Here is a 22,368-nt window from a genome sequence, read left to right as displayed (position 1 = left end):
GACTACTCCTCCGGCTGCGCGGGCAGGACCCTGCGCGGTCGCCCGTCCGGTCGCTCCGGCGGGCTGCTCAGCAGAGGAGTCGAGACGAGAGGAGCGCCGTCCATGGCGTCCGTCATCCACTACACGATCGCCACCGAGGCCGAGAAGAGCCCCGACTTCCGTCGCGTGCTCTGGACCGGGAAGCACACCCAGCTCGTCATCATGACCATCCCCAAGGACGGCGAGATCGGCGAGGAGATCCACGAGGTCGACCAGATCCTCACCTTCGTCAGCGGCACCGGCAAGGCCGTCATCGGCGGCTCGGAGAAGGCCGTCGCGCAGGGCGACCTGGTCGTCGTGCCCGCCGGGAAGAAGCACAACTTCCTGAACACCGGCGAGAACCCGCTCATCCTCTACACCGTCTACGGCCCGCCGGAGCACGCCGACGGCGCGGTGCACAAGACCAAGGAGGAGGCCGACGAGCTCGAGGAGGCCGGCAAGGACGAGCCCCCGACGTCCGGCTGATCCCGCCCCGGAGGGCCGCCGTCCTGCCGACGGCGGCCCTCCCGCAGGTCGGCGTCCCGACGGGTGGGCACCCGGTGGCCGGCGGCTGAGACGGCGAGGGAGACTCGGGGCCATGACCACCACCTCGCCCGGACCGCTGCGCACGGGGGACGACACCGGTCCCGAGCTCGCCGCTGCGCTCCGCCGCGCGGGGATCGACGACGTCGACGACTCCGGTCTGGCCCGCGCCCTCTACTCCTCCGACGCCTCCCTCTACCGCGTCCACCCCCGCGCCGTGGTGCGCCCCCGCGACGTCGACGAGGTGCTCGCCACGCTCGCCGTCTGCCGCGAGCTGGGCGTGCCGCTGACCGCCCGCGGCGCCGGCACCTCCATCGCGGGCAACGCCGTCGGCACCGGCGTGGTGCTGGACACCAGCCGCCACCTCAACCGCGTCCGGTCCATCGACGCCGAGGCGCGGACGGCGGTCGTCGAACCGGGCCTGGTGCAGGCCGCGCTGCAGACGGCGGCCCGCCCGCACGGCCTGCGCTTCGGCCCCGACCCGAGCACCCACAACCGCTGCACGATCGGCGGGATGATCGGCAACAACGCCTGCGGCTCGCGGGCGCTGGGCTACGGGCGGACGTCGGACAACGTCGTCGGCCTGGACGTCGTCACCGGCGACGGCACGCGGCTGGCCCTGGGTCCGGGCACGACGCCCGACGCGGGCCCCCTGGCCGACCTGCACCGCCTCGTGGCCGGCTCCCTCGGCACCATCCGCACCGAGCTCGGCCGCTTCGGCCGGCAGGTGTCGGGCTACTCGCTGGAGCACCTGCTGCCCGAGCGCGGCTTCGACGTCGCCCGCGCGCTGGTGGGCAGCGAGGGGACTCTCGGGCTGGTGCTGGGGGCCACCGTGCGGCTGGTGGCCGACGCCCCGTTCCGCGGTCTGGTCGTCCTGGGCTACCCCTCCATGGCCGACGCCGCCGACGCCACCCCCGGGCTGCTCCCCCACCGGCCCACGGCGGTCGAGGGCCTGGACGAGCGGATCGTGCAGCGCCTGCGCGACGTGCCCGCCGCCGTCGTCCCCGACCTGCCGCGCGGTGCGGGCTGGCTGATCGTCGAGCTGACCGGCGACACCGTCGCCGAGATCGAGGACAAGGCGCGCGGCGTGCTCGCCGACGCCGGCGCGCTGGACTCCCTCGTCGTCACCGACCCGGCGCACGCCGCGGCCATCTGGCGCATCCGCGAGGACGGCGCCGGGCTGGCCAACCGCACCTCCGACGGGCGCCCCGCCCACGCGGGCTGGGAGGACGCCGCCGTCCCGCCCGAGCGGCTGGGCGCCTACCTGCGGGAGTTCGAGACGCTCCTCGACCAGCACGGCCTGCAGTGCGTCCCGTACGGGCACTTCGGTGACGGCTGCGTGCACGGCCGGGTCGACTTCCCCTTCGGTGCCGGGGACGAGCCGGACCGGGGGCGGTCGCGGTACCGGGCGTTCGTGGAGGACGCCGCGAAGCTGGTCGCCGGCTACGGCGGCTCGCTGTCCGGCGAGCACGGCGACGGCCGCGCCCGCAGCGAGCTGCTGCCGGTCATGTACACCCCGGCCGTCATCAGCCTGTTCGAGCAGGTCAAGGCGGTGTTCGACCCCGCCGACGTGCTCAACCCCGGCGTCCTCGTGCGGCCGGCGCCGCTCGACGCCGACATCCGCATGGCGGAAGCGCCCGTCGTGCGCCGTGACACGACCCGACCCACCCTGGCGCTGGCCTACCGGCACGACGGCGGCGACCTGTCGGCGGCCGTCCACCGCTGCACCGGCGTGGGCAAGTGCCGGGCGGACCTGCAGTCCTCCGGCGGTGTCATGTGCCCCTCCTGGCCGGCGACGCGGCAGGAGAAGGACTCGACCCGCGGCCGGGCCCGGGTGCTGCAGGAGATGCTGGCCCCCGGTGGCCCGGTCACCGGCTGGCGCTCCCCCGAGGTGCACGACGCCCTCGACCTCTGCCTGTCCTGCAAGGGCTGCTCCTCGGACTGCCCGACCGGGGTGGACATGGCGTCGTACAAGTCCGAGGTGCTGCACCAGTCCTACCGGCGGCGGCTGCGCCCCCGCCCGCACTACACGCTGGGCTGGCTGCCGCGGTGGGCCGACCTCGCCGCCCGGGCGCCGCGGCTGGTCAACGCCGTCCTCGGCTCGCGGGTGGGGGGCCGGCTGGCCAAGTGGGGTGCCGGCATGGACCAGCGCCGCCAGGTGCCCCCGTTCGCCGTCCGCACCTTCCGCCAGCAGTGGGCCGACCGGCCGGCCCCGGCGGGGACGGGCGCCCCGGTGGCGCTGTGGGTGGACTCGTTCACCGACCACTTCGACCCCGACGTCGCGCTGGCCACCGCGGAGGTGCTGGAGGCGGCGGGCTACCGCGTGCAGGTGCCGGGCGCCGATACCTGCTGCGGGCTGACCTGGATCACCACGGGCCAGCTGGACGCCGCGCGCCGGATCCTCGGGCACACCGTGGCCGAGCTCGCCCCGATCGTCGACGCCGGCATCCCGGTGGTCGGCGTGGAGCCCTCGTGCACCGCCGTGCTGCGCAACGAGTCCCTGGAGGTCGTCGGAGGACCGGAGGCCGAACGGGTCGCCCGGGGCACCCGCACGCTGGCCGAGCTCCTGGCCGAGACGCCGGGCTGGACACCGCCGTCGCTGGACGGCGTGCAGGTGGTCGCCCAGCCGCACTGCCACCACGCCTCGGTGCTGGGCTGGTCGGCCGACGCCGCGCTGCTGCGCAAGGCCGGCGCGGAGGTCACCCGGCTGGGCGGCTGCTGCGGCCTGGCGGGCAACTGGGGCGTCGAGAAGGGCCACCACGACGTGTCGGTGGCCATCGCCGGGCAGCAGCTCCTGCCGGCGGTCGAGGAGCTGCCCCCGGGCGCCGTGGTGCTCGCCGACGGGTTCTCCTGCCGCACCCAGCTCGACCAAGTGGCCGGCCGGAACGGTCTGCACCTCGCCCAGCTGCTGGCCGGGCGCCCGCGCTGATCAGGCGGCGGTCCGGTCCCGGCGGGAGCGGGCCGCGTCGAGGACGGCGGGCACCAGGGCCGCGGCGATGCGGGCGTAGCCGGCCGACGACGGGTGGAAGCGGTCCGCGGCGAACAGCGAGGGGTCCGAGCCGAAGGCCCGGTTGACCTCGGCGACCGAGACGACGGTGGCCCCGGCCGCCGCGGCGACCGAGACCTGCCGCTGCCGCAGCTGGGCGCAGGCGGCCTGGACGAGCGGGCGGAAGGCCGGGGGCACCGCGGGCACGGAGGACATGTCCGGCGCCGGCACGAGGACGACGTCGGTGCCGGCGGCGCGCAGCACGCGCAGGGCCTCGTCCAGGGAGGCGGCGGCCCGCCCGGGCGGCACCAGGCGGGTGAGGTCGTTGGCGCCGATCACCACGAGCGCCAGGTCGGCACCGACGTCGGCGGACGTGCGCGCCTGGCGCGGGAGGTCCGCGGAGACCGCGCCCGGCACGGCGCGCACGTGGAGGTCGACGTCGAAGCCGTCGGCGGTGAGCGCGGCGGCCAGCCGGGATCCCAGGGTGTCCTCGGGAGACCGGGCGCCGGTGCCGTGGGCGATCGAGTCGCCGAGGACGAGGAGCCGGAGAGCAGAGCGGGGCACGGACAGCTCAACGCCGTCCGTGCCCCGCCGATTTCGTGCACCCCGCGCGCCGCGCGGGGTCCGTGCTCAGGCCTTCGGGCCACCCGCGGCGTAGACGACCTGGCCGGAGACGAAGCCGGCGCCCTCGCTCACGAAGAACGAGACCAGGTGCGCGATGTCCTCGGGCTGGCCGACGCGCTGCACCGGGATCTGCGAGCCCGCGCCCTTGATGAAGTCGTCGAAGGGGATGCCCATGCGGTCGGCGGTCGCCTTGGTCATCTCGGTCTGGATGAAGCCCGGGGCGATGGCGTTGGCGGTGACGCCGAACTTGCCGAGCTCGATGGCGAGGGTCTTGGTGAAGCCCTGCAGGCCGGCCTTGGCGGTGGAGTAGTTGGCCTGGCCGCGGTTGCCGAGCGCCGAGGTGCTGGACAGGTTGACGATCCGGCCCCACTTCTGCTCGATCATGTGCTTCTGGGCGGCGCGGGTCATGAGGAAGGCACCCCGGAGGTGCACGTTCATGACGATGTCCCAGTCGGAGTCCGACATCTTGAACAGCATGTTGTCGCGCAGCACGCCGGCGTTGTTGACCAGCACGACCGGCGCGCCGAGCTCGGACGCGATGCGGTCGACGGCGGCCTGGACCTGCTCGGCGTCGCTGACGTCGGCCCCGACCGCCAGGGCCTTGCCGCCGTCGGCCTCGATGGCGTCCACGGTGTTCTTGGCCGACGCCTCGTCGAGGTCCAGGACCGCGACGGCGAAGCCGTCCTTGGCCAGCCGCTGCGCCGTGGCGGCACCGATGCCGCGGGCACCGCCGGTGACGATGGCCACCCGGGTGCTGTTTGCCTCGCTCATGAACTTTCCTCTCGTCAGGTCTACTGCTGCGCCGGTCCCCGGCCGGGCGGGGACGACGAGCTTCCCGGCACCTTACGGCCACCGCGTGAGGTCGCCGTCACACGGGCCGATCCGCGGCCGCTACGGCCAGATCGAGGCCACGATGATCGCGGCCACGGCGAGCTGCGCGGCGGCGCTGACCAGGCTGGCCGGGTGGAAGCGCACCTGCACCAGCGCGCTGCCGAGCGAGCCGGGGGTGACCAGGTTGAGCGCCAGGAAGGCCAGCGCCTGCAGCAGCACGCCCAGCACCCCGAAGACCACCGTGTACCAGAGCGCCTCGCCGAAGCCGTTGGTCGCGTTGGTCCAGATGGTGGTGAAGGCGATCGCGCCCTGGCCGAGGAAGCCGGCCGACAGCACGATGCCGGCGTTGACCGAGCCCTCCTCGTAGATGTGCCGGGCGAGGTGCCCCGGGGTGAGCAGGTCGAGCGCCACGAAGCCGAGCGCGAGGAGCGCGATGCCCACGCCCGTGTAGGCGGCGGCGTAGCCGATGCTGGCCAGCACGAGGAGACCTCCGGAAATCGGGGACGGGCGTGCCGTGTCTACCGCACCGGGCCCGGCGCGCACGCACCAGGCCGGGCGACGTCGCGGCGCGCCGCGCTCAGCGCACCGGCGTCCCGGCGTCCCCGGTCGGTGCGGCGTCCGTCGGTGATGGATCGGTCGTGGTCGCGTCGGTCGTGGTCGGGTCGGGTGCCGGGCCCGGCGCCCGGCGGGGGTGGTGCAGGCGCCGGACCGAGGCGAGCGCGGACCGCCGGGCGGCCATGCGGCGCCGGGCACGGGAGGTCCGGGGCGCCCGGGGTTCCTCCCGGAGCAGCGCGTCGAGCCAGTGACCGCGCGGATCGACGTCGACCAGCAGTGCCTTGACCGCGAGCGTGAGCGGGATGGCCAGCAGCGCGCCGAGCGCACCGAGCACCCAGCCCCAGAACAGCAGCGCGATGAAGGTGACCGTCATCGACAGCCCGACGGAGTCGCCGACGAACCGCGGCTGGATGAGCGTCTGCACGACGAAGTTGAGCAGCGTGTAGATGACGAGGATGGCGGTCAGCTCGCCCCAGCCGCCGGCCAGCAGACCGAGGAGGGCGGGCGGGACGACGCCGAGCACGAAGCCGATGTTCGGCACGTAGTTGGTGATGAACGCCAGCAGTCCCCACAGCGGTGCGGCGGGCACGGACAGGATGGCGAGGGCGACGGCGTCGCCGACCGCCACGATGGCCCCGAAGACCGTGCTCACCAGCAGGTAGCTGCGGGTGCCCTGCGCGAAGAGGCTGAAGGCCACCGGCAGGTGCGGCCGCTCCCTGCCGACGAGTGCGAGGCGCCGGCCGAAGCCGCTGGACTCGATGGTCATGAACACCAGGGCCGAGAGCAGCAGGACCAGCGTGCTGGCGGCGTCGGTGAGCTGGCCGAGCAGGCCGGTCGCCAGGTTGACCACCTGGGTGTAGTCGATCTGCTCCACGAGGTCGGAGAACTGGCCGGAGACCAGCCCGGCGTCGTTCAGGTCGGCCACGACGCCGTCGATGAGCGCCTCGGCCCGCGGCGCGTAGTCCGGGAGCAGCGCGGCGAGCTGGGCGACGCTGACCACGAGCAGCGCCACGAAGCCGAGCAGGACCGCCCAGACCAGGACCAGCAGCACCGTCGTGGCCACCCAGCGCGGCGCACCGTGGCGACGCAGCCAGCTGGCGACCGGCCACAGCCCGACGACCACCACGAGCGCCAGCAGCAGCGGCGCGACCAGCCAGGCGACGGCGCGCACGCCGGCGACGGCGATCGTCGCGGCCGCCGCCCCGGCGAGCAGCAGCAGCCAGCGCGGCAGCCCGCTGGACGTGCCGTCCGGGTTCCCGGTCGCGATGGTGGTCTCGGTCGCGATGGTGGTCTCGGTCGCGGTGGTGGTCTCGGTCGCGACAGTGGTCTCGGTCGCGGTGGTGGTCTCGGTCGCCCCACTGGTGGTGTCGACCGCCGGTGTCGGCTGCGTCGCCGCCGGGTCGGTGGACAGGGCGGCGGTGGGGACGTCGCCGGGGGCGGCCTCGACGGCCGGCGACGCGCTGCGGTCGAGCCCGCGGGACGCATCCCGTCCGCTGCCGTGCACCGCCGGTCGCACCACCGCAGCCCACCTCCCCTCTCGTGCGCCCCCCTACCCCCGGAGTCTCCACCCAAGCCCCGTGCGGTCTCCACGCTCCCGCCCGCCGCGGCGCGGGAGTTCCGCGACCAACGGCGGCATGCCGGCGCCGGCACGTTGGCGGCATTCGCTCCCCCGCGACGAAGCCGGGCGGCGCCGACGCAGTTGAGGACCACCACGCCTGCTCCGCCGGTCACCTGACGGCCGAGGCCGGTCCCCCGGTGTCGGCCGCCCACCCGGAATCGGTGCCGGCTGACCGGAGCCGGAGAGAACTGTCGTACCCCGAACGTATGTTCGATGCATGTCAGTGGCCGAGCTGGACCCCTCGCCCGAGGGCGGGCTGGTCGAGTGGTGGCTGTGGCGTGCGCCGTCGGTCGAGCGGTTCCCGGTCGAGCAGCTGTCGGCCGAGGAAGTGACCCTCGAGCTCCAGCGGGTGCAGGCGCGCAAGGCGATGGACGCCGCCTACGAGGCGGAACTGGTCATGGCCCTGGCCGCCGCCCGGCCGGACGCCGACGACCCCCCGCCCGGGCATCCCGGTGCGCGGCGGCGGGCCCAGGGCTCGCCGGTGCCGGGGACGTCGGAGTTCCTGCCCGACGAGCTGGCGCTGGTGCTCAACTGCGGTCGCCCGTTCGCCACCCAGGTGCTGTCCGATGCCCACCAGCTGGTGGAGCGGATGCCGGCGGTGCACGCGGCCCGTGCCGCCGGACAGCTGGACGACTACCGGGCCCGGGTGTTCGCCGACGTGCTCGGCACCGCCTCTGACGAGGTGGTCGCGGTCGTGGTGCCGGCGGTGCTGCCGCTGGCGGCGGGGTTGTCAGCAGCAACACTGCGCAGGCGGCTGGTCGCCGCGGCGGAAGCAGCCGACGAGGAGTTCGCCGAACGGCGGCGGGTGGAGGCCGAACGGCGGGCGGCGGTACGGCTGTACCCGACCGCCGATGGCATGTCGGTGCTGGCCACCGAGGCGCCTGCGGCGGTGGCGGCGGCGATGTGGTCGACCATCGACCAGGCCGCCCAGCTCGCCCGCACCGGCGGGGACGACCGGCCGATCGGAGTGCTGCGCACCGAGGCGCACGCCGCGCTCGTGCTGCGCCCCTGGGACACCTCCCGCCCGACGATGACCGGCCACCTCACCCTCACCGCCCCGCTGTCCGCGCTCCGCCCGCCGGGACATCCGCGCGCCGCGGCCCACCCCGCGGCGGGCCAGCCCGCCACGGCGGACGAGTCAGGAGCACCGGGCGAGGCGGACGAGCGTGTCGCCCGGGCGGCCGCGGGCGCGGCAGTACCCAGCGTGCAGGGCACTCCGATCACCGCCGCGCACCTGCGCGAGCTGCTCACCCAGCTCGGCGCCCTCGGCGTGACCGCGCCGGCCGGCGGCAGCCTCGCCGTCGCCCTCACCGACGACCAGGGCACCCTGCTGGCCACCGCCACCGCCTCCGAGCTGGCCGGCCTCGCGGGCCGCGGCTGCGCCCAGCAGCACCCGGATCTCGACTGCGACTGCCCGGTGCTCGGCCCACCCCCCGAGGTCCCCGGCTACGCACACACCGCCGCGCAGGAACGTTTCGCCCGGCTGCGGGACCGCACCTGCCGGCATCCCGGCTGCGGACAACCCGCCGGCCGCACCGACCTCGACCACGTCCTGCCCTACGACTGCGGCGGCCGCACCGCCTGCCAGAACCTCTGCTGCCTGTGCCGGAGCCACCACCGGCTCAAGACCTTCGCCCGCAACTGGCGCTTCCGAATGGGTCCCGATGGCACCCTCACCGTCACCACCCCGTCCGGGATCACCCGCACGACCCGACCACCGGGTCTCCACGAGCAGCGCGCACTCCCACCGCCTCGACCGGCACCGGTCGACGAGAGCCCACCGCCGTTCTGAACCGAGCGGGGTCAGTGCGGCGTGGGGTCAGCGAGGACCGTCGAGGAGCTCGGTCATGGCGGGCAGGCCGAAGAAGTGGGCCGTCATCCGGGCGTTCATCTCGCCCAGGTCGGGGTCGGCGCCGGCGGCGAGCAGGTGCTCGACGGCCTCCGCGGACTGCTTGAACACCGCCGCGGCCAACGCCGTCTGCCCCTTGTCGTTGACGCGGGAGTGGTCGGCTCCCCGGGCCAGCAGGGCAGCCACGGTGTCGCCGTGCGCGTAGTAGGCGGCGAGCAGCAGGAGCGTGTCGCCCGCGGTGTTGGTCAGGTCGACCGGGACGCCGGCGTCGATGTAGGCCGCCAGCTCCTCGGTGGCACCTGAACGGGCGAGGTCGAACAGGTGGCCGGCGGGGACCGTGCCGCGGGACGAGCTGCCCTCGGTGCTCATGGAGCGACACCCTAGGAGCACCGGGGACAGCGGCGACAGTGCCCGGACGGCGGGGATCAGCGCGGCGCGTCGAGCAGTTCGGTCATCGCGGTGAGCCCGAAGAACTGCGCCGTCGCCCGGGCGCTCTGGCCACCCAGGTCCGGATCGGCACCCGCGGCCAGCAGGTGGCCGACGGTCTCGGCCGACTGTTTGAACACCGCCGCGGCCAGCGCCGTCTGCCCCTGGTCGTTGACCCGCGCGTGGTCGGCCCCGCGCGCGAGCAGCGCCGCCACCGTCTCCGCATGGCCGTAGTAGGCCGCGAGCAGCAGCAGCGTGTCGCCCTTCTCGTTGGTGAGGTTCACCGGCGCCCGGCGGTCGATGTAGGACACCAGCTCCTCGGTGTGGCCGAACCGCGCCAGGTCGAACATGCGGCGGGCCACCTCGAGCAGCTGGGGATCCATCGGTTCGCTGGTCACGGGCACACCCTAGGAGCCGTCGAGCGTCAGCTTGAACCCCGTGTGCGACGCGACGAACCCCATCCGCTCGTAGAAGCGGTGCGCATCGGCGCGCGTGCTGTCGCTGGTGAGCTGCACCAGCGCGCACCCCCGTCGGGCGGCCGCGGCGACCGCCCAGCGCAGGAGCGCCTCCCCCACCCCGTCCCCACGGCGGTCGGCACGGACGCGGACGCCCTCGACCTGGGCCCGCAGCGCACCTCTGCGGGACAAGCCGGGCAGGAACGACAGCTGCAGGGTGCCGACGACGTCCTCGCCGTCCGCCACGACGACGAGCAGGTGCGCCGGATCGGCGTCGACGGCCGCGAAGGCGCGCGCGTACGGGGCCAGGTCCTCACCCGGCGCCTCCCGGGCGGCACCGAGGGGGTCGTCGGCGAGCAGCGCGACCAACGCGGGCAGGTCGGCGGCGCCCGCCCGGCGCACGGACGCACCGTCGATGCCCGGCAGCGGTCCCCAGCCGACGTCGTCCATGCCGCGAGTGTGCCGGGGCGCAGCACCGACGTACGGCGCCGCACCCCGCCGGAGTCAGCCCGCGGCCGGCCGGATGCCGCGCTGGTCGGCGTTCGGCGCCGCCTTCGCGACCAGACCGGGGAGGACGTCGTCGAGCTCCTCGACCGTCCACCGCGCGCCCTTGTCGACGCCCGGACCGGCCTGCCACCCCTCGGCCACGCTGATCATGCCGCCGCGCACGTTGAACACCCGCCCGGTGACCTCGCGGGCCGCGGGTCCGGCCAGCCACACCACCAGCGGCGCGATGTTGTCCGCGGCGGACGGGTCGAACGCGTCCGGGTCCGGCCTCTCCCGGTCGGGCCGCAGGTTCTCCGTCATCCGGGTCAGGGCCGCCGGCGCGACCGCGTTGACCGTGACGCCGTAGCGCCCCAGCTCCATCGCGGTGATCACGGTGAACGCGGCGATCCCGGCCTTGGCCGCGCCGTAGTTCGCCTGCCCCTGGTTGCCGTAGATGCCCGACGACGACGTCGTGTTGATGACCCGGGCGTCGACCGGTCGGCCCGCCCGGTGCTCCTCACGCCAGTAGGCGGCCGCGTGGCGCAGCGGGGCGAACGTGCCCTTGAGGTGCACCCGGATGACCGCATCCCACTCCTCCTCGGACATGTTGACCAGCATCCGGTCGCGCAGGATGCCGGCGTTGTTGACCAGGACGTCGACCCGGCCGAACCGGTCGATCGTCGAGCGCACGAGCTGCTCGGCGGCCGCGAAGTCCGAGACGTCGTCGCCGTTCGCGACGGCCTGACCGCCCAGGGCCCGGATCTCGTCGACGACCTCGCCCGCGGGCCCGGTCGAGCCACCCGTGCCGTCCACCTCGGCACCCAGGTCGTTGACCACGACGGCGTAGCCCTGCCGGGCGAACTCGAGGGCGTGCCCCCGGCCGATCCCCCGGGCCGCACCCGTCACGATGACCACGCGTTGCTCGTCGGATTGCATCGGGCAGCCTCCTTCTCGTCGGTGCCCCCTAGAATCGGGTTCCAGGATTGCCGGAGTCAACCGCCTGGGCCGCCCGAGAGGCGGCGACCCGATCGCCGAGGGGACGCATGGCCACCGACGCACGCAGCACCAGCAGCGAGGTCGCCGTGGCCCCGACGCCCGCACCCGCGGAGGTTGGCCCCGAGGAGGCGCCCGACGAGCGCGCGGTCATGACAGAGGCCTGGCGCACCCTCTCGGTCGTCAGCCTCGCCAGCATCTTCTCCGGCATGTCCGGGAGCGCGCTGAACGTCGCGCTGCCCACCGTGGTCCGGCACTTCGACGCCAGCGCGACGGCGGCCAGCTGGATGCTGCTGGCCTTCATGCTGGCGAACACCGGCCTGATGATCTTCTTCGGCCGGCTCGCCGACATGTTCGGGCGCCGGCAGATGTACCTGATGGGTCTGGCGACCTTCACCCTCGCCAGCTTCCTGTGCGGCCTGGCGCCCAACGCCTGGACGGTGGTCGGACTGCGGGTCCTCCAGGCCGCGGGCGCGGCGATGCTGCTCACCAACAGCGCAGCGCTGGTCACCGCGGCCTTCCCCCGCGCCCGCCTCGGACAGGGCATGGGCATCTACCTGGCGTCCTTCTCGGTGGCCCAGCTGCTCGGCCCGACCGTCGGCGGGGTGCTCGCCGAGCACGCCGGCTGGCGCTGGGTGTTCTGGTTCAACGTGCCGATCGGGCTGCTCTGCCTGGCCTGGGGCGCCTGGGCCCTCCCCCGCGTCGCCCGGTCCGGCCAGCGCCAGGGCATCGACGTGCCGGGCAACCTGCTCGTCATCGTGGCGCTGGGCAGCGGTCTCGCGGCGCTGTCGCAGGCGACGACCCTGGGCTGGACCAGCTGGGTGGTCATCGGCGGCCTGGTCGTCTTCCTCCTCGGCATGCCGACCTTCGTGCTCTTCGAGCGCCGGGTGACCCACCCGCTGGTCGACATGACGCTGTTCCGCGACCGGCCGTTCGCCCTGGGCCTGCTCGCCTCGTTCCTCAATTCCACGTCACAGGCCGGCGTCCTGCTGCTCTTCTCGCTGTACTTCCAGGCCGTCCAGGGCGTCGACCCCCTGGACGCCGGTCTGCGCGTGCTGCCGCTGGCGGTGTCGACGCTGGTCTTCTCGTCGTCCTCGGGCTTCTTCCACCGGCGCATCTCCCCCCGGGCGCTGGCCGTGGTGGGCAACCTCTGCACCGGCGCCGGCCTCGCGGTGCTCGCCTGGTCGGTGATCACCGATGCCGGCTACGTCGCGATCGCCGCGGGCCTCGTCCTGGCCGGCGCCGGGTCCGGGCTGTTCATGCCGTCCAACACGACGGCGCTCATGGGCGCCATGCCGAACGACCGGCTGGGCATCGCCAACGCGATGCGGCTGATGCTGCAGCAGAGCGGGTTTGTCGTCGGCACCGCCGTCGTCCTGTCCGTGCTCACCGCTCCGCTGGCCCCCGAGCTCCGGCAGTACGCGTTCGCCGGCACGTTGTCCGACGTCTCCGCCGACGGGCTCGCCGACCTCCTGACCGGCTACCGGCTGACCCTGTTCACGATGCTCGCGCTCAACGCGGCCACCGTGCTCACCTCGCTGGCGGCGCTGCGCGCCAGCCGGCGGGCGGAGGCGGCCCTCAGCTCTCCGTCAGGTCCGCCAGCCGGCGGATGATCACCAGGGCGCTCTCGGTGACCGCGACGGCCTGCTCCTCGGTCTCGCAGCCGATGATCTGGCGCCCCGCCTCACCCATGGCCGCGGTGAGGATCGAGACCAGCAGCCGGTCGGCCGGCCCGGTGCCGACGGCGAGCAGCACCGCGTTCTGCCGCACCCAGTCGTTGCGCCGGCGGCTGCGCACGAGGAAAAACCCGGGCGGGCCGTCCCCGTCGAGGAACAGCCGGGCCAGCGCCCGGCGCTCCCACGTCGTCTCCAGGTAGGCCCGCGCCCCCACGAGGAACAGCTCGGCCGGCGACGTCGTCCCGGCCCGGCGGGCGACGGCGACGGCGGTGGCCGCCCGCTCCTCGTAGGCGGCCTGGTGGTCCTCCCACACGGCCAGGAACAGCTCGGACTTGCCCCCGTAGTGGTGGTAGAGGCTGCCCACCCCGAGCCCGGCGCGCTCGACGACGTCGGCCACGCTGCACTCGGCGAACCCCCGCTGGGCGAACACCTCGCCGGCGGCGGCGATCAGGGTCTGGCGCGTGTCGGCGGTCCGGCTCCATTGCCAGGCGCTGCCCTGCGACTGCCCGCTCCCCTGCACCGGCCCACCCCTCGACCCGACCACTCGGGAACGCCGGAACAGTACTGGCGCGTAGTGGCCTGCGTCACCTCACGGGATCGGCACGGCCGTGCGCGAGGAGTCGCGGAGCCTCTTGCCAAAGAACTTCGAACCCTGAATGGTTAGCCATTGTGATCGAAGCCACCGGCGCCCGGACGGTCGCCCGTCTCGCCCGGCACGTCGAGGTGGCCCTCGCCGGCTGCGATCTCTCCGTTCCGCAGTACCGGCTGCTCAGCCTGCTGTCGGAGGGCTCGGTCAACGCCTCCACGCTCGCCCAGCGGCTGGTCGTGAGCCGCCCCAGCGTGACCGCGCTCGTGGACGGCCTGGTCGCCCGCGGGATGGTCGAGCGCGGCACGGACCCGGCCGACCGCCGCCACGTCACCCACCTGGTCACCGAGCTCGGCGAGCAGGTGCTCGCCGAGGCCGACCGCGCGGCGGAGGCCCGCCTGCGCGACCTGGCCACGCACCTGGCCCCCGACGACGCCCCGGACGCCGCGGCGGGGCTGGCCGCCTGGGGGCGCGCCCTGGACTCCTACCGCGACACCGCAGCCCGCGCCCGCCACTGGCCCGACCGCTCCCCGTCAGGAGACAGCATGCCGCCGACCGCACCCCAGGACGAGGCGAGCCGGACCCCCGACGAGGAGGTCACCGAGGCCGAGGCCCGGACCGAGGACGATGCCGCCGCGCGCCAGGCACTCGTCGAGCGGGCCACCGCCACCGGGATGCTGAGCGCCCTCTGGGCCACGGTGCAGCCGGACGCGCCCGCGGTCCGCTCCGCCCAGGGCGACCGGACGTTCCGGGAGCTGAACGCGCGCACCAACCAGCTGGCCCGCGCGCTCCGCGGCCACGGCCTCCAGGCCGGCGACTCGATCGCCCTCATCTGCGCCAACCGGCCCGAGTTCGTCGAGACCCTCCACGCCGCCCAGCGCACGGGGCTCCGCCTGACGCCGGTCAACTGGCACCTCACGGCGGAGGAGATCAACTACATCCTGCGCGACTGCGGCGCGGCCGCCGTCGTGACCGAGCGCCGCTTCGTCGACACCGTCGCCGCCGCCCTGGACGGCGTGGACGCCCGCGCCCTGCTCCTCGTCGACGCCGCGGGCGAGGACCGGCCCGCCGGCTTCGACGACTACGAGCAGGCGCTCGCCGGCCAGGCCGGCGACGACATCGACGAGCCGGTGCTCGGGACCACCATGGCCTACACCTCGGGCACCACGGGCCGACCCAAGGGGGTCCACCGCGCGAGCGTCGCGGTGTCGCCGTTCACCGCCCTCATCGGCGAGGTCTCCGGCTACGTCGCCGGCAAGGACCTGAACCTGGTCACCGGCCCGCTGTACCACTCCGCGCCGCTGGCCTTCTCGCTGAGCCTCCCGATGACCCGCGGCGCGGGCGTGGTGCTCATGGACAAGTGGGGCGCCGAGGAGACGCTGCGGCTGATCGAGGAGCACCGGATCACCCACACCCACCTGGTGCCGACCATGTTCCACCGCATGATCTCGCTGCCCCAGGAGGTCAAGGACCGCTACGACACGAGCAGCCTGCGCCACGTGTGGCACGGCGCGGCCCCCTGCCCGGTGCCGGTCAAGCAGGCCTTCATGGACTGGCTCGGTCCGATCGCGTGGGAGTACTACGCGGCCACCGAGGGCTTCGGCTCGGTCGTCGGCCCGCACGAGTGGCTGGCGCGTCCCGGCACCGTCGGGCTGCCCCCGGCCGGGCACATCCGCATCCTCGACGAGGCCGGCGAGGACCTGCCCGCCGGCGTCCCGGGCACCATCTACCTGAAGGCCCCGGACACCAACCGCTTCGTCTACCTCGGCGACGAGGCCAAGACGGCGTCCTCCTACAAGGGCGACTACTTCACCCTCGGCGACGTCGGCTACCTCGACGAGGACGGCTGGCTCTTCCTCACCGACCGCAGCGTCGACCTGATCATCTCCGGCGGGGTCAACGTCTACCCCGCCGAGGTCGAGGCCGTGCTCATCACCCACCCCTCGGTCGGCGACGTCGGCGTCATCGGCGTGCCCGACCCCGACTGGGGCGAGTCGGTGAAGGCCGTCGTCGAGCTCCAGCCCGGCTACGAGGCCACCCCGGCGCTCGCCGAGGAGCTCACCGCCTGGGCCCGCGAGCGGCTGGCCCACTTCAAGTGCCCGCGCACGGTGGACTTCGTCGACGAACTGCCGCGCACCCCGTCCGGGAAGCTCTCCAAGCGGACCCTGCGGGAGAGCTTCCGCCGGCAGGCCGCGGCCACCGGCGCGGACGCCTGAGAGGCACAGACTCCGGAGGACATGACATGCCCCTGACCGTGCGGCCCATCCCGACGCTCGACGACCGGATCAACGACATCCGCTTGCGCACCGCGGAGATCGTGAACGACGACATCCTCCCCAACGAGCGCAACCTGTGGCGCTCCGCGCACGGCGGCGCCGTCGAGACCGAGCCCTCGGTCATCGACGCCAAGGAGCTGCGGGAGCAGATCAAGCAGAAGGTCCGGACGGCCGGCCTGTGGGCTCCGCACCTGCCGCAGGAGTACGGCGGCATGGGGCTGGACTTCCTCGCGCACGCCTACATGAACGAGGTGCTGGCCTACGCCATGGGCGCGGCCGCGCTCTTCGGCGTCGTCGCCCCCAACTCGGGCAACCAGACCATCCTGCTCAAGTACGGCACCCCGGAACAGAAGGAGCAGTGGCTCCGCCCCCTGGTGGAGGGCGAGCTGGAGTCCGGCTTCTCGATGACCGAGCCGGAGAACCCGGGCTCGGACCCGCGCTCGCTCACCACCACCGCGGTCCGCGACGGCGACGAGCTCGTCCTCAACGGGCACAAGTGGTTCACGTCCAACGGCAACGCCGCCGACTTCTTCATCGTCATGACCCGCGTCGTCGACGCCGACCACGACCCGGCGACCGGCCGCGGCCAGATGGCCCAGCTCATCGTCCCCACGGACACGCCGGGGGTGCGCATTGTGCGCGGCGTGGGCATCTGGGGCCGGCCGACGTCGGACCACGTCGAGGTCCGCTACGAGAACGTCCGGGTGCCGGCCGCCAACCTGCTGGGCGCGGTCGGTCAGGGGCATCAGGCCGCGCAGGACCGGCTGGGTGCCGGCCGCGTCTTCCACTGCATGAACTCCATCGGGCAGATGTGGCGCGCCTTCGACCTCATGGTCGAGCGGGCCAGCACCCGCACGGTCCACGGCGGGCCGCTGCAGGACAAGCAGTTCATCCAGGGCTTCATCGCCGACAGCTACCTGGACATCACCGCCGCCCGGCTGATGACCATCCAGGCCGCCGAGCGGGTCGCCCGGAACGACCGCGGCGCCCGGACCGACATCTCCGCGATCAAGGTGTTCGTGCCCGCGGCCTACTCCCGCGTCGTCGACCGCGCCATCCAGGTCTGGGGCGCGGCGGGGGTCTCCAGCGACCTGCCGCTGTCCGGCATGTACCTCGGCGCCCGCACGCTTCGGTTGGCTGACGGCCCGGACGAGGTGCACAAGGTGCTGATCGCCAAGCACGTGCTCGACCGCTACGCCACCGAGGGCGGCTGGGACTTCGGCAACTGACCCACCGTCTCCGTCCGCGATCGTCTTGTCCCGTCCGTACGACTCCTGAGAGGTTCACCCCATGCTGATGCAGTTCGACAAGGAGCAGGAAGAGCTGCGCCGCACCCTGCGCCGGTTCCTGGAGACGAAGTCCTCCTCCGAGGAGGTCCGCCGCCTCATGGAGACCGAGGAGGGCTACGACCCGGCCGTCTGGAAGCAGATGGCCGAGCAGCTCGGACTGCAGGGCCTGGCCATCCCCGAGGAGTTCGGCGGCTCCGGCTTCAGCATCCTGGAGACCGCGCTGGTGACCGAGGAGATGGGCCGCGCCCTGCTGCCGGCGCCCTACCTCGCGACCGTGCTGGCGGCCAACCTGCTCCAGCTGTCGGACGACCAGCAGGCCCAGGCCGACCTCCTCCCGGGCATCGCCGACGGCACGACGATCGCCACCGTCGCGCTCGCCGAGGCCGACGGGAAGTGGACCGCGGAGAACCTGCAGACCAGCGCCACCCCGTCCGGCGACGGCTGGACCCTCGAGGGCTCGAAGTCCTTCGTCCTCGACGGCACCACGGCCTCGCTGCTCCTGGTCGTCGCGCAGGCACCCGGCGGCCCCAGCGTGTTCGCCGTCGACGGGTCGGCGTCCGGCCTCACCCGTCGCGGCCTGACCACCCTGGACATGACCCGCAAGCTCGCCGAGGTCGGCTTCTCGGGCACCCCGGCCCGCCTCGTCGGCGCCGAGGGCGACGCCGCGACGCTGATCCCCCGGCTGATGCGCATCGCCGTCGTGCTGCTCGCGACCGAGCAGGTCGGCGGCGCCCAGCGCTGCCTCGAGCGCACCGTCGAGTACGTCAACATCCGGTACCAGTTCGGCCGCCCCGTCGGCAGCTTCCAGGCCGTCAAGCACCGCTGCGCCGACATGCTGCTCGAGGTCGAGTCCGCCCGGTCCGCGGCCTACTACGCCCTCTGGGCGCTGGCCGAGGGGGCCGACGACGCCGAGATCTCCGTCGACCTGGCCAAGGCGTACTGCTCGGAGGCCTACTGGATCGCGGCCTCGGACTCGATCCAGCTGCACGGCGGCATCGCGTTCACCTGGGAGCACGACGCCCACCTGTACTACCGGCGCGCGAAGTCCACGAGCCTGCTGTTCGGCACCCCGACCGAGCACTGGGACGCGGTGGCCGAGCAGCTGCTCTCTCGCTGACCCCTGCGCCACGACCCCTGCACCGGCCCGCGCGGCCGGTGCAGGGGTCGTCCTCCGTCCGGGGTCGGCCACCGGGCGGTGGCGACGGCGACGCGCTAGAACGAGGTCCATGTGCCATGACCACGACAGCCGCCCGCCCGCCCCGCCCCGCAGCGGGGCCGTGGCCGCCCGGGAATCCCTGACCCTGACGTCGGCCGACGGGACCCCGTTCGCCGCCGCGTACGCCGCTCCCGAGGGCACCCCGGGCGCCGGCGTGGTGGTCCTCCCCGACATCCGGGGGCTGCACCCGTACTACGTGGCGCTGGCCGAGCGGTTCGCCGAGGCGGGCGTCGCCGCGGTGGCCGTCGACTGGTTCGGCCGAACCGCCGGCGTGCCCGACGGCGGCACGCGCGGCGAGGACTTCGACTGGCAGGCGCACATCCCGCAGACGACCGCCGACGGCATCGACGCCGACATCGTCAGCGCCATGGCCGCGCTGCGGGAGCGGCACGGCGCGGACCTGCCCGTCGTCACCGTCGGCTTCTGCTTCGGCGGCAGCCACTCCTGGCGGCAGTCCGGCGGCGACCTCGGGCTGGCCGGCTGCGCGGGCTTCTACGGCCGGCCCTCGCTCGTGGGCGACGCGGCCGACCGGGCGCACCTCCCCACGGTGATGCTGATCGCCGGCGCGGACCAGGCCACCCCGGTCGAGGACCAGCTCGCCCTCGCCGAGCGGATGCGCGACGCCGGTGCCGACGTGGACGCCCCGGTCTACGACGGGGCGCCGCACTCCTTCTTCGACCGTGCCTACGGCGACTGGAGCGAGGCCTGCCAGGACGCCTGGGCGCACGTCCTGGCGCTCACCGACCGCGTCGCGCGCCGCTGACCCGGAGCGCAGCAGCCCCGGGCCCGCGAACGGCCGCGGCCGGGCGGACCAGTTCCCTGGTCCGCCCGGCCGCGCCGTGCTGCTCGCTCCGGGATCAGGCCGACACCGCGGTGGCGCCGGCCGCATGCCGACCGCCCTCGGAGGCCTGGTCGCCCACCAGTGGGAAGTGGCACGCGACGTACTGACCCCCCGCGACCTCCCGCATCTGCGGCTCCTCCAGCTCGCACCGCTCCGCCGCCCGCGGGCAGCGGGTGCGGAAGCGGCACCCCGACGGCGGGTTCACCGGCGAGGGCAGCTCACCCTTGAGGCCGGCGTCGGTGTGCGTGGCCTCCGGGTCGGGCTCGGGGATCGAGGCCAGCAGCGCCGCCGTGTAGGGGTGCGCCGGGTGCGCGTACAGGGTGTCCGACGGCGCGACCTCGCAGATCTTGCCGAGGTACATGACCGCCACCCGGTCGCTGATGTTCTTCACCACGGCCAGGTCGTGGGCGATGAAGACCATCGTGAGGTTGTACTCCTCCTTGAGATCCTCGAGCAGGTTGAGGATCTGCGCCTGCACGGAGACGTCCAGGGCCGACACCGGCTCGTCGCAGATGAGCACCTCGGGCCGCATGATCAGCGACCGCGCGATCGAGACGCGCTGGCACTGACCACCGGACAGCTCGTGCGGACGGCGCGTGCCGGCCCGGTCGGGGTCCAGGCCGACCGCCGCGAGCAGCTCGGCGACCCGGGGGTCGTCGCTGCCCTTCCCCTCCCAGATCGAGAGGCCCTCGGCCACGATGTCCTTCACCCGGCGCCGGGGGTTCAGCGACGAGATCGGGTCCTGGTAGATCATCTGCAGCTTCGTGCGACTGCGGCGCAGCTCGTCGGCCGACAGCCCGCTGAGGTCCTTGTCGTCGAAGAGGATCTTGCCGCCGGTCGGGCGGGGCGCCTGCATGATCGCCCGCCCGGTCGTCGACTTGCCGCAGCCGGACTCCCCGACCAGGCCCAGCGTCTCGCCCTTGGCGATGTCGAAGCTGATGCCGGAGACGGCGTGGACCTTCTGCCCCCGCTCCAGCGGGAACTCGACGACGAGCCCTTCGACGCGGAGGACGATGTCGTCGGAGTCCCGCAGGTGCGCGGTGCCGCTGCCGGCCATCAGGCTGCTCCTGCCGTTGCGATCAGTGTGCTGTCCAGGGGGGTCCCCGCGGCGGTGCGCCCGGCGGCCAGGTTGCGCTCGAGCGCTTCCTGACCGGCCGTCGTCCCCACCGGGAAGTGGCAGGCCGCCTCGTGCCCGGCGGCGTGCGGCGCCAGCAGCGGCGTCTCCGTCAGGCACTTGTCCTGCGCGTAGTTGCACCGCGGCGCGAAGCGGCAGCCCGCCGGCGGGTCGATCAGCTCCGGCGGCCGGCCCGGGATGGCCTGCAGCCTGGTGTGGCTGGGCTGGTGCAGCCGCGGGATGGACCGCAGCAGACCCTCGGTGTACGGGTGCCGGTTGCGGGCGAAGAGCTCCTTCGTGGGCGCCCGCTCGACGATCCGGCCGGCGTACATGACGGCGATCTCGTCGGCACGACCGGCGACGACGCCGAGGTCGTGGGTGATGATGATCAGACCCATGTTCCGCTGGTGCTGCTGGGACTCCAGCAGGTCCAGGATCTGGCGCTGCACGGTGACGTCCAGCGCCGTCGTCGGCTCGTCGGCGACCAGGAGCTTGGGGCCGCAGGCCAGCGCGATGGCGATGGTCACGCGCTGGCGCATACCGCCGGAGAGCTGGTGCGGGTACTCCCCCAGCCGCCGCTCGGCCGCCGGGATGCCGACGGACTTGAGCAGCTCGACGGCGTGCGCCCGGGCGGTCTTCCCCTTCTCGCCCAGGTGAATGCCGAGGGACTCGGTGATCTGCTCGCCGATCTTGGTGACCGGGTTCAGCGAGGTCATCGGGTCCTGGAGGATCATCGCCAGCTCGGCGCCCCAGATGGTGCGCATCTCCTTGTTCTTCATGGTCGTGAGCTCACGACCCTCGAAGCGCACGGAGCCCTCGCGGATGGTGTTGTTCTTCGGCAGCAGGTTCATGATCGACCGCGACAGCACGGTCTTGCCGGAGCCGGACTCACCCACGATGCCGAGCGTCTTGCCGCGGTCCACCCGCAGCGAGACCCCGTCCACCGCCTTCACGACACCGCGAGGGGTGTCGAAGTAGGTGCGCAGGTCGTCCACCTCGAGGAGGGGCTCGTCGACTCGGCCGTCCAGCGGCCGCGCGGTGCTCACAGGTTGCTCCCTCGGACGTCGAAGCGGGTGCGGAGCGCGTCGCCGACCAGGTTCAGCGAGAGCACCGTCAGGAACATGGCGATCGAGGGGATGAGCACGACGTGGGCGGCCTCGTTGATGTACCGCTTGCCGTCGAAGATCATCCCGCCCCAGGTCGGGGCCGGCTGCTGGACGCTGAGCCCCAGGAAGGCCAGCGTCCCCTCCAGCACGATCACCACGCCCATGGCCACCAGTCCGAACGCGGCCACGGGCAGCACCACGTTGGGCAGGATCTCCCGGGCGAGCACCCGGGAGTTCTTGGCGCCCATGGTCCGCGAGGCCCGGACGAACTCCCGTTCGGCGACGGCGAGCGTCGTCGCCCGGGCCACCCGGGTGTAGATCGGGATCGAGAGGAACCCGACGATCAGCGAGATGACGACCAGGCTGCGGCCGACGAAGGCCAGCAGGACCAGCAGCAGCACCAGGGCCGGGAAGGCCAGGATGATGTTGATGATCGTCATCAGGACGGTCTCGGTCTTGCCGCGGAAGAAGCCCGCGATGATGCCGAGGAAGCCGCCCACGACCATGCCGATGGTGACGGCCGTCACGCTGATCACGACCGAGACGCGCGCGCCGTGGACCAGCCGGGCCAGGGTGTCACGCCCCAGGCCGTCGGTGCCCAGCCAGTGGTCGGGTCCAGGGTAGGCCAGCTTGTTGATGACGTCGGGCGTCAGCGGGTCCTTGACCGGCAGCAGGTCGGCGAAGACGGCGCAGATGAGCACCACCACGAGCCAGCTCGTCGCCAGCCAGAAGACCAGGCCCAGGCCCCGCTTCCGCTTCTTCTTGCCGGGCGCCGCGGCGACCTCGGTGGTCTCCGCGATCAGCCCGTCGGAGACCGTTAGCTCGGACGTCGCTCCGGGGTGGGGAGCGCCGAGGTTCGGCACGGGCGTGCTCATGCTTC

At 73.7% G+C, this 22,368-nt stretch carries 20 protein-coding genes; 8 read left to right on the top strand and 12 right to left on the bottom strand.

What is annotated here, in order from left to right; all coding sequences use genetic code 11:
- Positions 1–102 precede the first annotated feature (102 nt).
- Entirely contained in the window at positions 103–504 is a 402-nt protein-coding gene (locus DQ239_RS00660) for a cupin domain-containing protein (RefSeq protein WP_113832340.1), read from the top strand.
- 112 nt (positions 505–616) lie between these two features.
- Positions 617–3,490 carry an FAD-binding and (Fe-S)-binding domain-containing protein gene (locus DQ239_RS00655; RefSeq protein ID WP_113832339.1) on the top strand — a complete coding sequence of 958 codons (2,874 nt, stop codon included), beginning with the start codon at positions 617–619 and terminating at the stop codon, positions 3,488–3,490.
- On the opposite strand, the gene DQ239_RS00650 is transcribed toward DQ239_RS00655, so the two are convergent.
- The 4 genes from DQ239_RS00650 to DQ239_RS00635 all read right to left on the bottom strand — a co-directional run bounded on the left by DQ239_RS00650 (position 3,491) and on the right by DQ239_RS00635 (position 7,076).
- Positions 3,491–4,111 (bottom strand): SGNH/GDSL hydrolase family protein, encoded by a 621-nt coding sequence (locus DQ239_RS00650; RefSeq protein WP_113832338.1) that lies wholly within the window; start codon positions 4,109–4,111, stop codon positions 3,491–3,493. It abuts the gene before it with no gap.
- 66 nt (positions 4,112–4,177) lie between these two features.
- Positions 4,178–4,942, bottom strand: a complete 765-nt coding sequence (fabG, locus tag DQ239_RS00645; RefSeq protein WP_113832337.1) for a 3-oxoacyl-ACP reductase FabG — start codon at positions 4,940–4,942, stop codon at positions 4,178–4,180.
- 120 nt (positions 4,943–5,062) lie between these two features.
- Positions 5,063–5,482, bottom strand: coding sequence for a DUF350 domain-containing protein (locus DQ239_RS00640; protein ID WP_113832336.1), 420 nt, complete (start codon positions 5,480–5,482; stop codon positions 5,063–5,065).
- A 97-nt stretch (positions 5,483–5,579) separates the two neighbouring features.
- Positions 5,580–7,076, bottom strand: a complete 1,497-nt coding sequence (locus DQ239_RS00635) for an AI-2E family transporter (protein WP_233488595.1) — start codon at positions 7,074–7,076, stop codon at positions 5,580–5,582.
- 316 nt (positions 7,077–7,392) lie between these two features.
- Here DQ239_RS00635 and DQ239_RS00630 point away from each other — a divergent pair, with 316 nt between their 5' ends.
- Positions 7,393–8,967, top strand: a complete 1,575-nt coding sequence (locus DQ239_RS00630; RefSeq protein ID WP_113832335.1) for an HNH endonuclease signature motif containing protein — start codon at positions 7,393–7,395, stop codon at positions 8,965–8,967.
- 27 nt (positions 8,968–8,994) lie between these two features.
- On the opposite strand, the gene DQ239_RS00625 is transcribed toward DQ239_RS00630, so the two are convergent.
- The 4 genes from DQ239_RS00625 to DQ239_RS00610 are packed head-to-tail and all read right to left on the bottom strand — an operon-like array spanning position 8,995 to position 11,327.
- A complete protein-coding gene (locus DQ239_RS00625) occupies positions 8,995–9,393 on the bottom strand; it encodes an ankyrin repeat domain-containing protein (RefSeq protein ID WP_113832334.1) in 399 nt (132 codons plus the stop codon).
- Between the two features lie 56 nt (positions 9,394–9,449).
- Positions 9,450–9,848 carry an ankyrin repeat domain-containing protein gene (locus DQ239_RS00620; RefSeq protein WP_233488594.1) on the bottom strand — a complete coding sequence of 133 codons (399 nt, stop codon included), beginning with the start codon at positions 9,846–9,848 and terminating at the stop codon, positions 9,450–9,452.
- Between the two features lie 9 nt (positions 9,849–9,857).
- Positions 9,858–10,355, bottom strand: a complete 498-nt coding sequence (locus DQ239_RS00615) for a GNAT family N-acetyltransferase (RefSeq protein ID WP_113832333.1) — start codon at positions 10,353–10,355, stop codon at positions 9,858–9,860.
- A 54-nt stretch (positions 10,356–10,409) separates the two neighbouring features.
- Positions 10,410–11,327 (bottom strand): SDR family oxidoreductase, encoded by a 918-nt coding sequence (locus DQ239_RS00610; RefSeq protein ID WP_113832332.1) that lies wholly within the window; start codon positions 11,325–11,327, stop codon positions 10,410–10,412.
- Positions 11,328–11,434: 107 nt separating this feature from the next.
- Between DQ239_RS00610 and DQ239_RS00605 the strand changes: the two genes are divergently transcribed.
- A complete protein-coding gene (locus tag DQ239_RS00605; protein ID WP_113832331.1) occupies positions 11,435–12,997 on the top strand; it encodes an MFS transporter in 1,563 nt (520 codons plus the stop codon).
- Here DQ239_RS00605 and DQ239_RS00600 read toward each other — a convergent pair.
- The gene (locus tag DQ239_RS00600) at positions 12,963–13,580 is read right to left on the bottom strand and encodes a TetR/AcrR family transcriptional regulator (RefSeq protein ID WP_113832330.1); all 618 of its coding nucleotides are present in this window, start codon (positions 13,578–13,580) and stop codon (positions 12,963–12,965) included. The genes DQ239_RS00605 and DQ239_RS00600 overlap by 35 nt on opposite strands.
- A gap of 149 nt (positions 13,581–13,729) precedes the next feature.
- On the opposite strand from DQ239_RS00600, the gene DQ239_RS00595 reads away from it, so the two are divergent.
- From DQ239_RS00595 to DQ239_RS00580, 4 genes are all read left to right on the top strand, one after another.
- Positions 13,730–15,862, top strand: a complete 2,133-nt coding sequence (locus tag DQ239_RS00595; RefSeq protein WP_113832329.1) for an AMP-binding protein — start codon at positions 13,730–13,732, stop codon at positions 15,860–15,862.
- A 26-nt stretch (positions 15,863–15,888) separates the two neighbouring features.
- Positions 15,889–17,151 carry an acyl-CoA dehydrogenase family protein gene (locus tag DQ239_RS00590; protein ID WP_199582428.1) on the top strand — a complete coding sequence of 421 codons (1,263 nt, stop codon included), beginning with the start codon at positions 15,889–15,891 and terminating at the stop codon, positions 17,149–17,151.
- Between the two features lie 61 nt (positions 17,152–17,212).
- On the top strand, positions 17,213–18,328 hold the full coding sequence (locus tag DQ239_RS00585; RefSeq protein WP_113832328.1) for an acyl-CoA dehydrogenase family protein: 1,116 nt from the start codon (positions 17,213–17,215) through the stop codon (positions 18,326–18,328).
- A gap of 160 nt (positions 18,329–18,488) precedes the next feature.
- Positions 18,489–19,190: a dienelactone hydrolase family protein gene (locus tag DQ239_RS00580; protein ID WP_233488593.1), complete on the top strand. Its 702-nt coding sequence runs from the start codon at positions 18,489–18,491 to the stop codon at positions 19,188–19,190.
- A 94-nt stretch (positions 19,191–19,284) separates the two neighbouring features.
- Here the strand turns inward: DQ239_RS00580 and DQ239_RS00575 are convergent, their stop codons facing one another.
- Genes DQ239_RS00575 through DQ239_RS00565 form a run of 3 tightly spaced genes read right to left on the bottom strand, consistent with a single transcriptional unit; the run spans position 19,285 to position 22,363 of the window.
- Positions 19,285–20,325: an ABC transporter ATP-binding protein gene (locus DQ239_RS00575; RefSeq protein WP_113832326.1), complete on the bottom strand. Its 1,041-nt coding sequence runs from the start codon at positions 20,323–20,325 to the stop codon at positions 19,285–19,287.
- On the bottom strand, positions 20,325–21,428 hold the full coding sequence (locus DQ239_RS00570) for an ABC transporter ATP-binding protein (RefSeq protein ID WP_233488592.1): 1,104 nt from the start codon (positions 21,426–21,428) through the stop codon (positions 20,325–20,327). Before DQ239_RS00570 ends, DQ239_RS00575 begins: the two co-directional genes overlap by 1 nt.
- Positions 21,425–22,363 (bottom strand): ABC transporter permease, encoded by a 939-nt coding sequence (locus tag DQ239_RS00565; RefSeq protein WP_113832325.1) that lies wholly within the window; start codon positions 22,361–22,363, stop codon positions 21,425–21,427. The genes DQ239_RS00570 and DQ239_RS00565 overlap by 4 nt, the downstream gene beginning before the upstream one ends.
- Positions 22,364–22,368: the final 5 nt, after the last annotated feature.

This window comes from Blastococcus sp. TF02-09, assembly GCF_003319105.1.
Classification (GTDB): Bacteria; Actinomycetota; Actinomycetes; order Mycobacteriales; family Geodermatophilaceae; genus Blastococcus.
The sequence above is the reverse complement of the archived record's forward strand: the minus strand, read 5'-3'. Positions and strand labels throughout refer to the sequence as shown.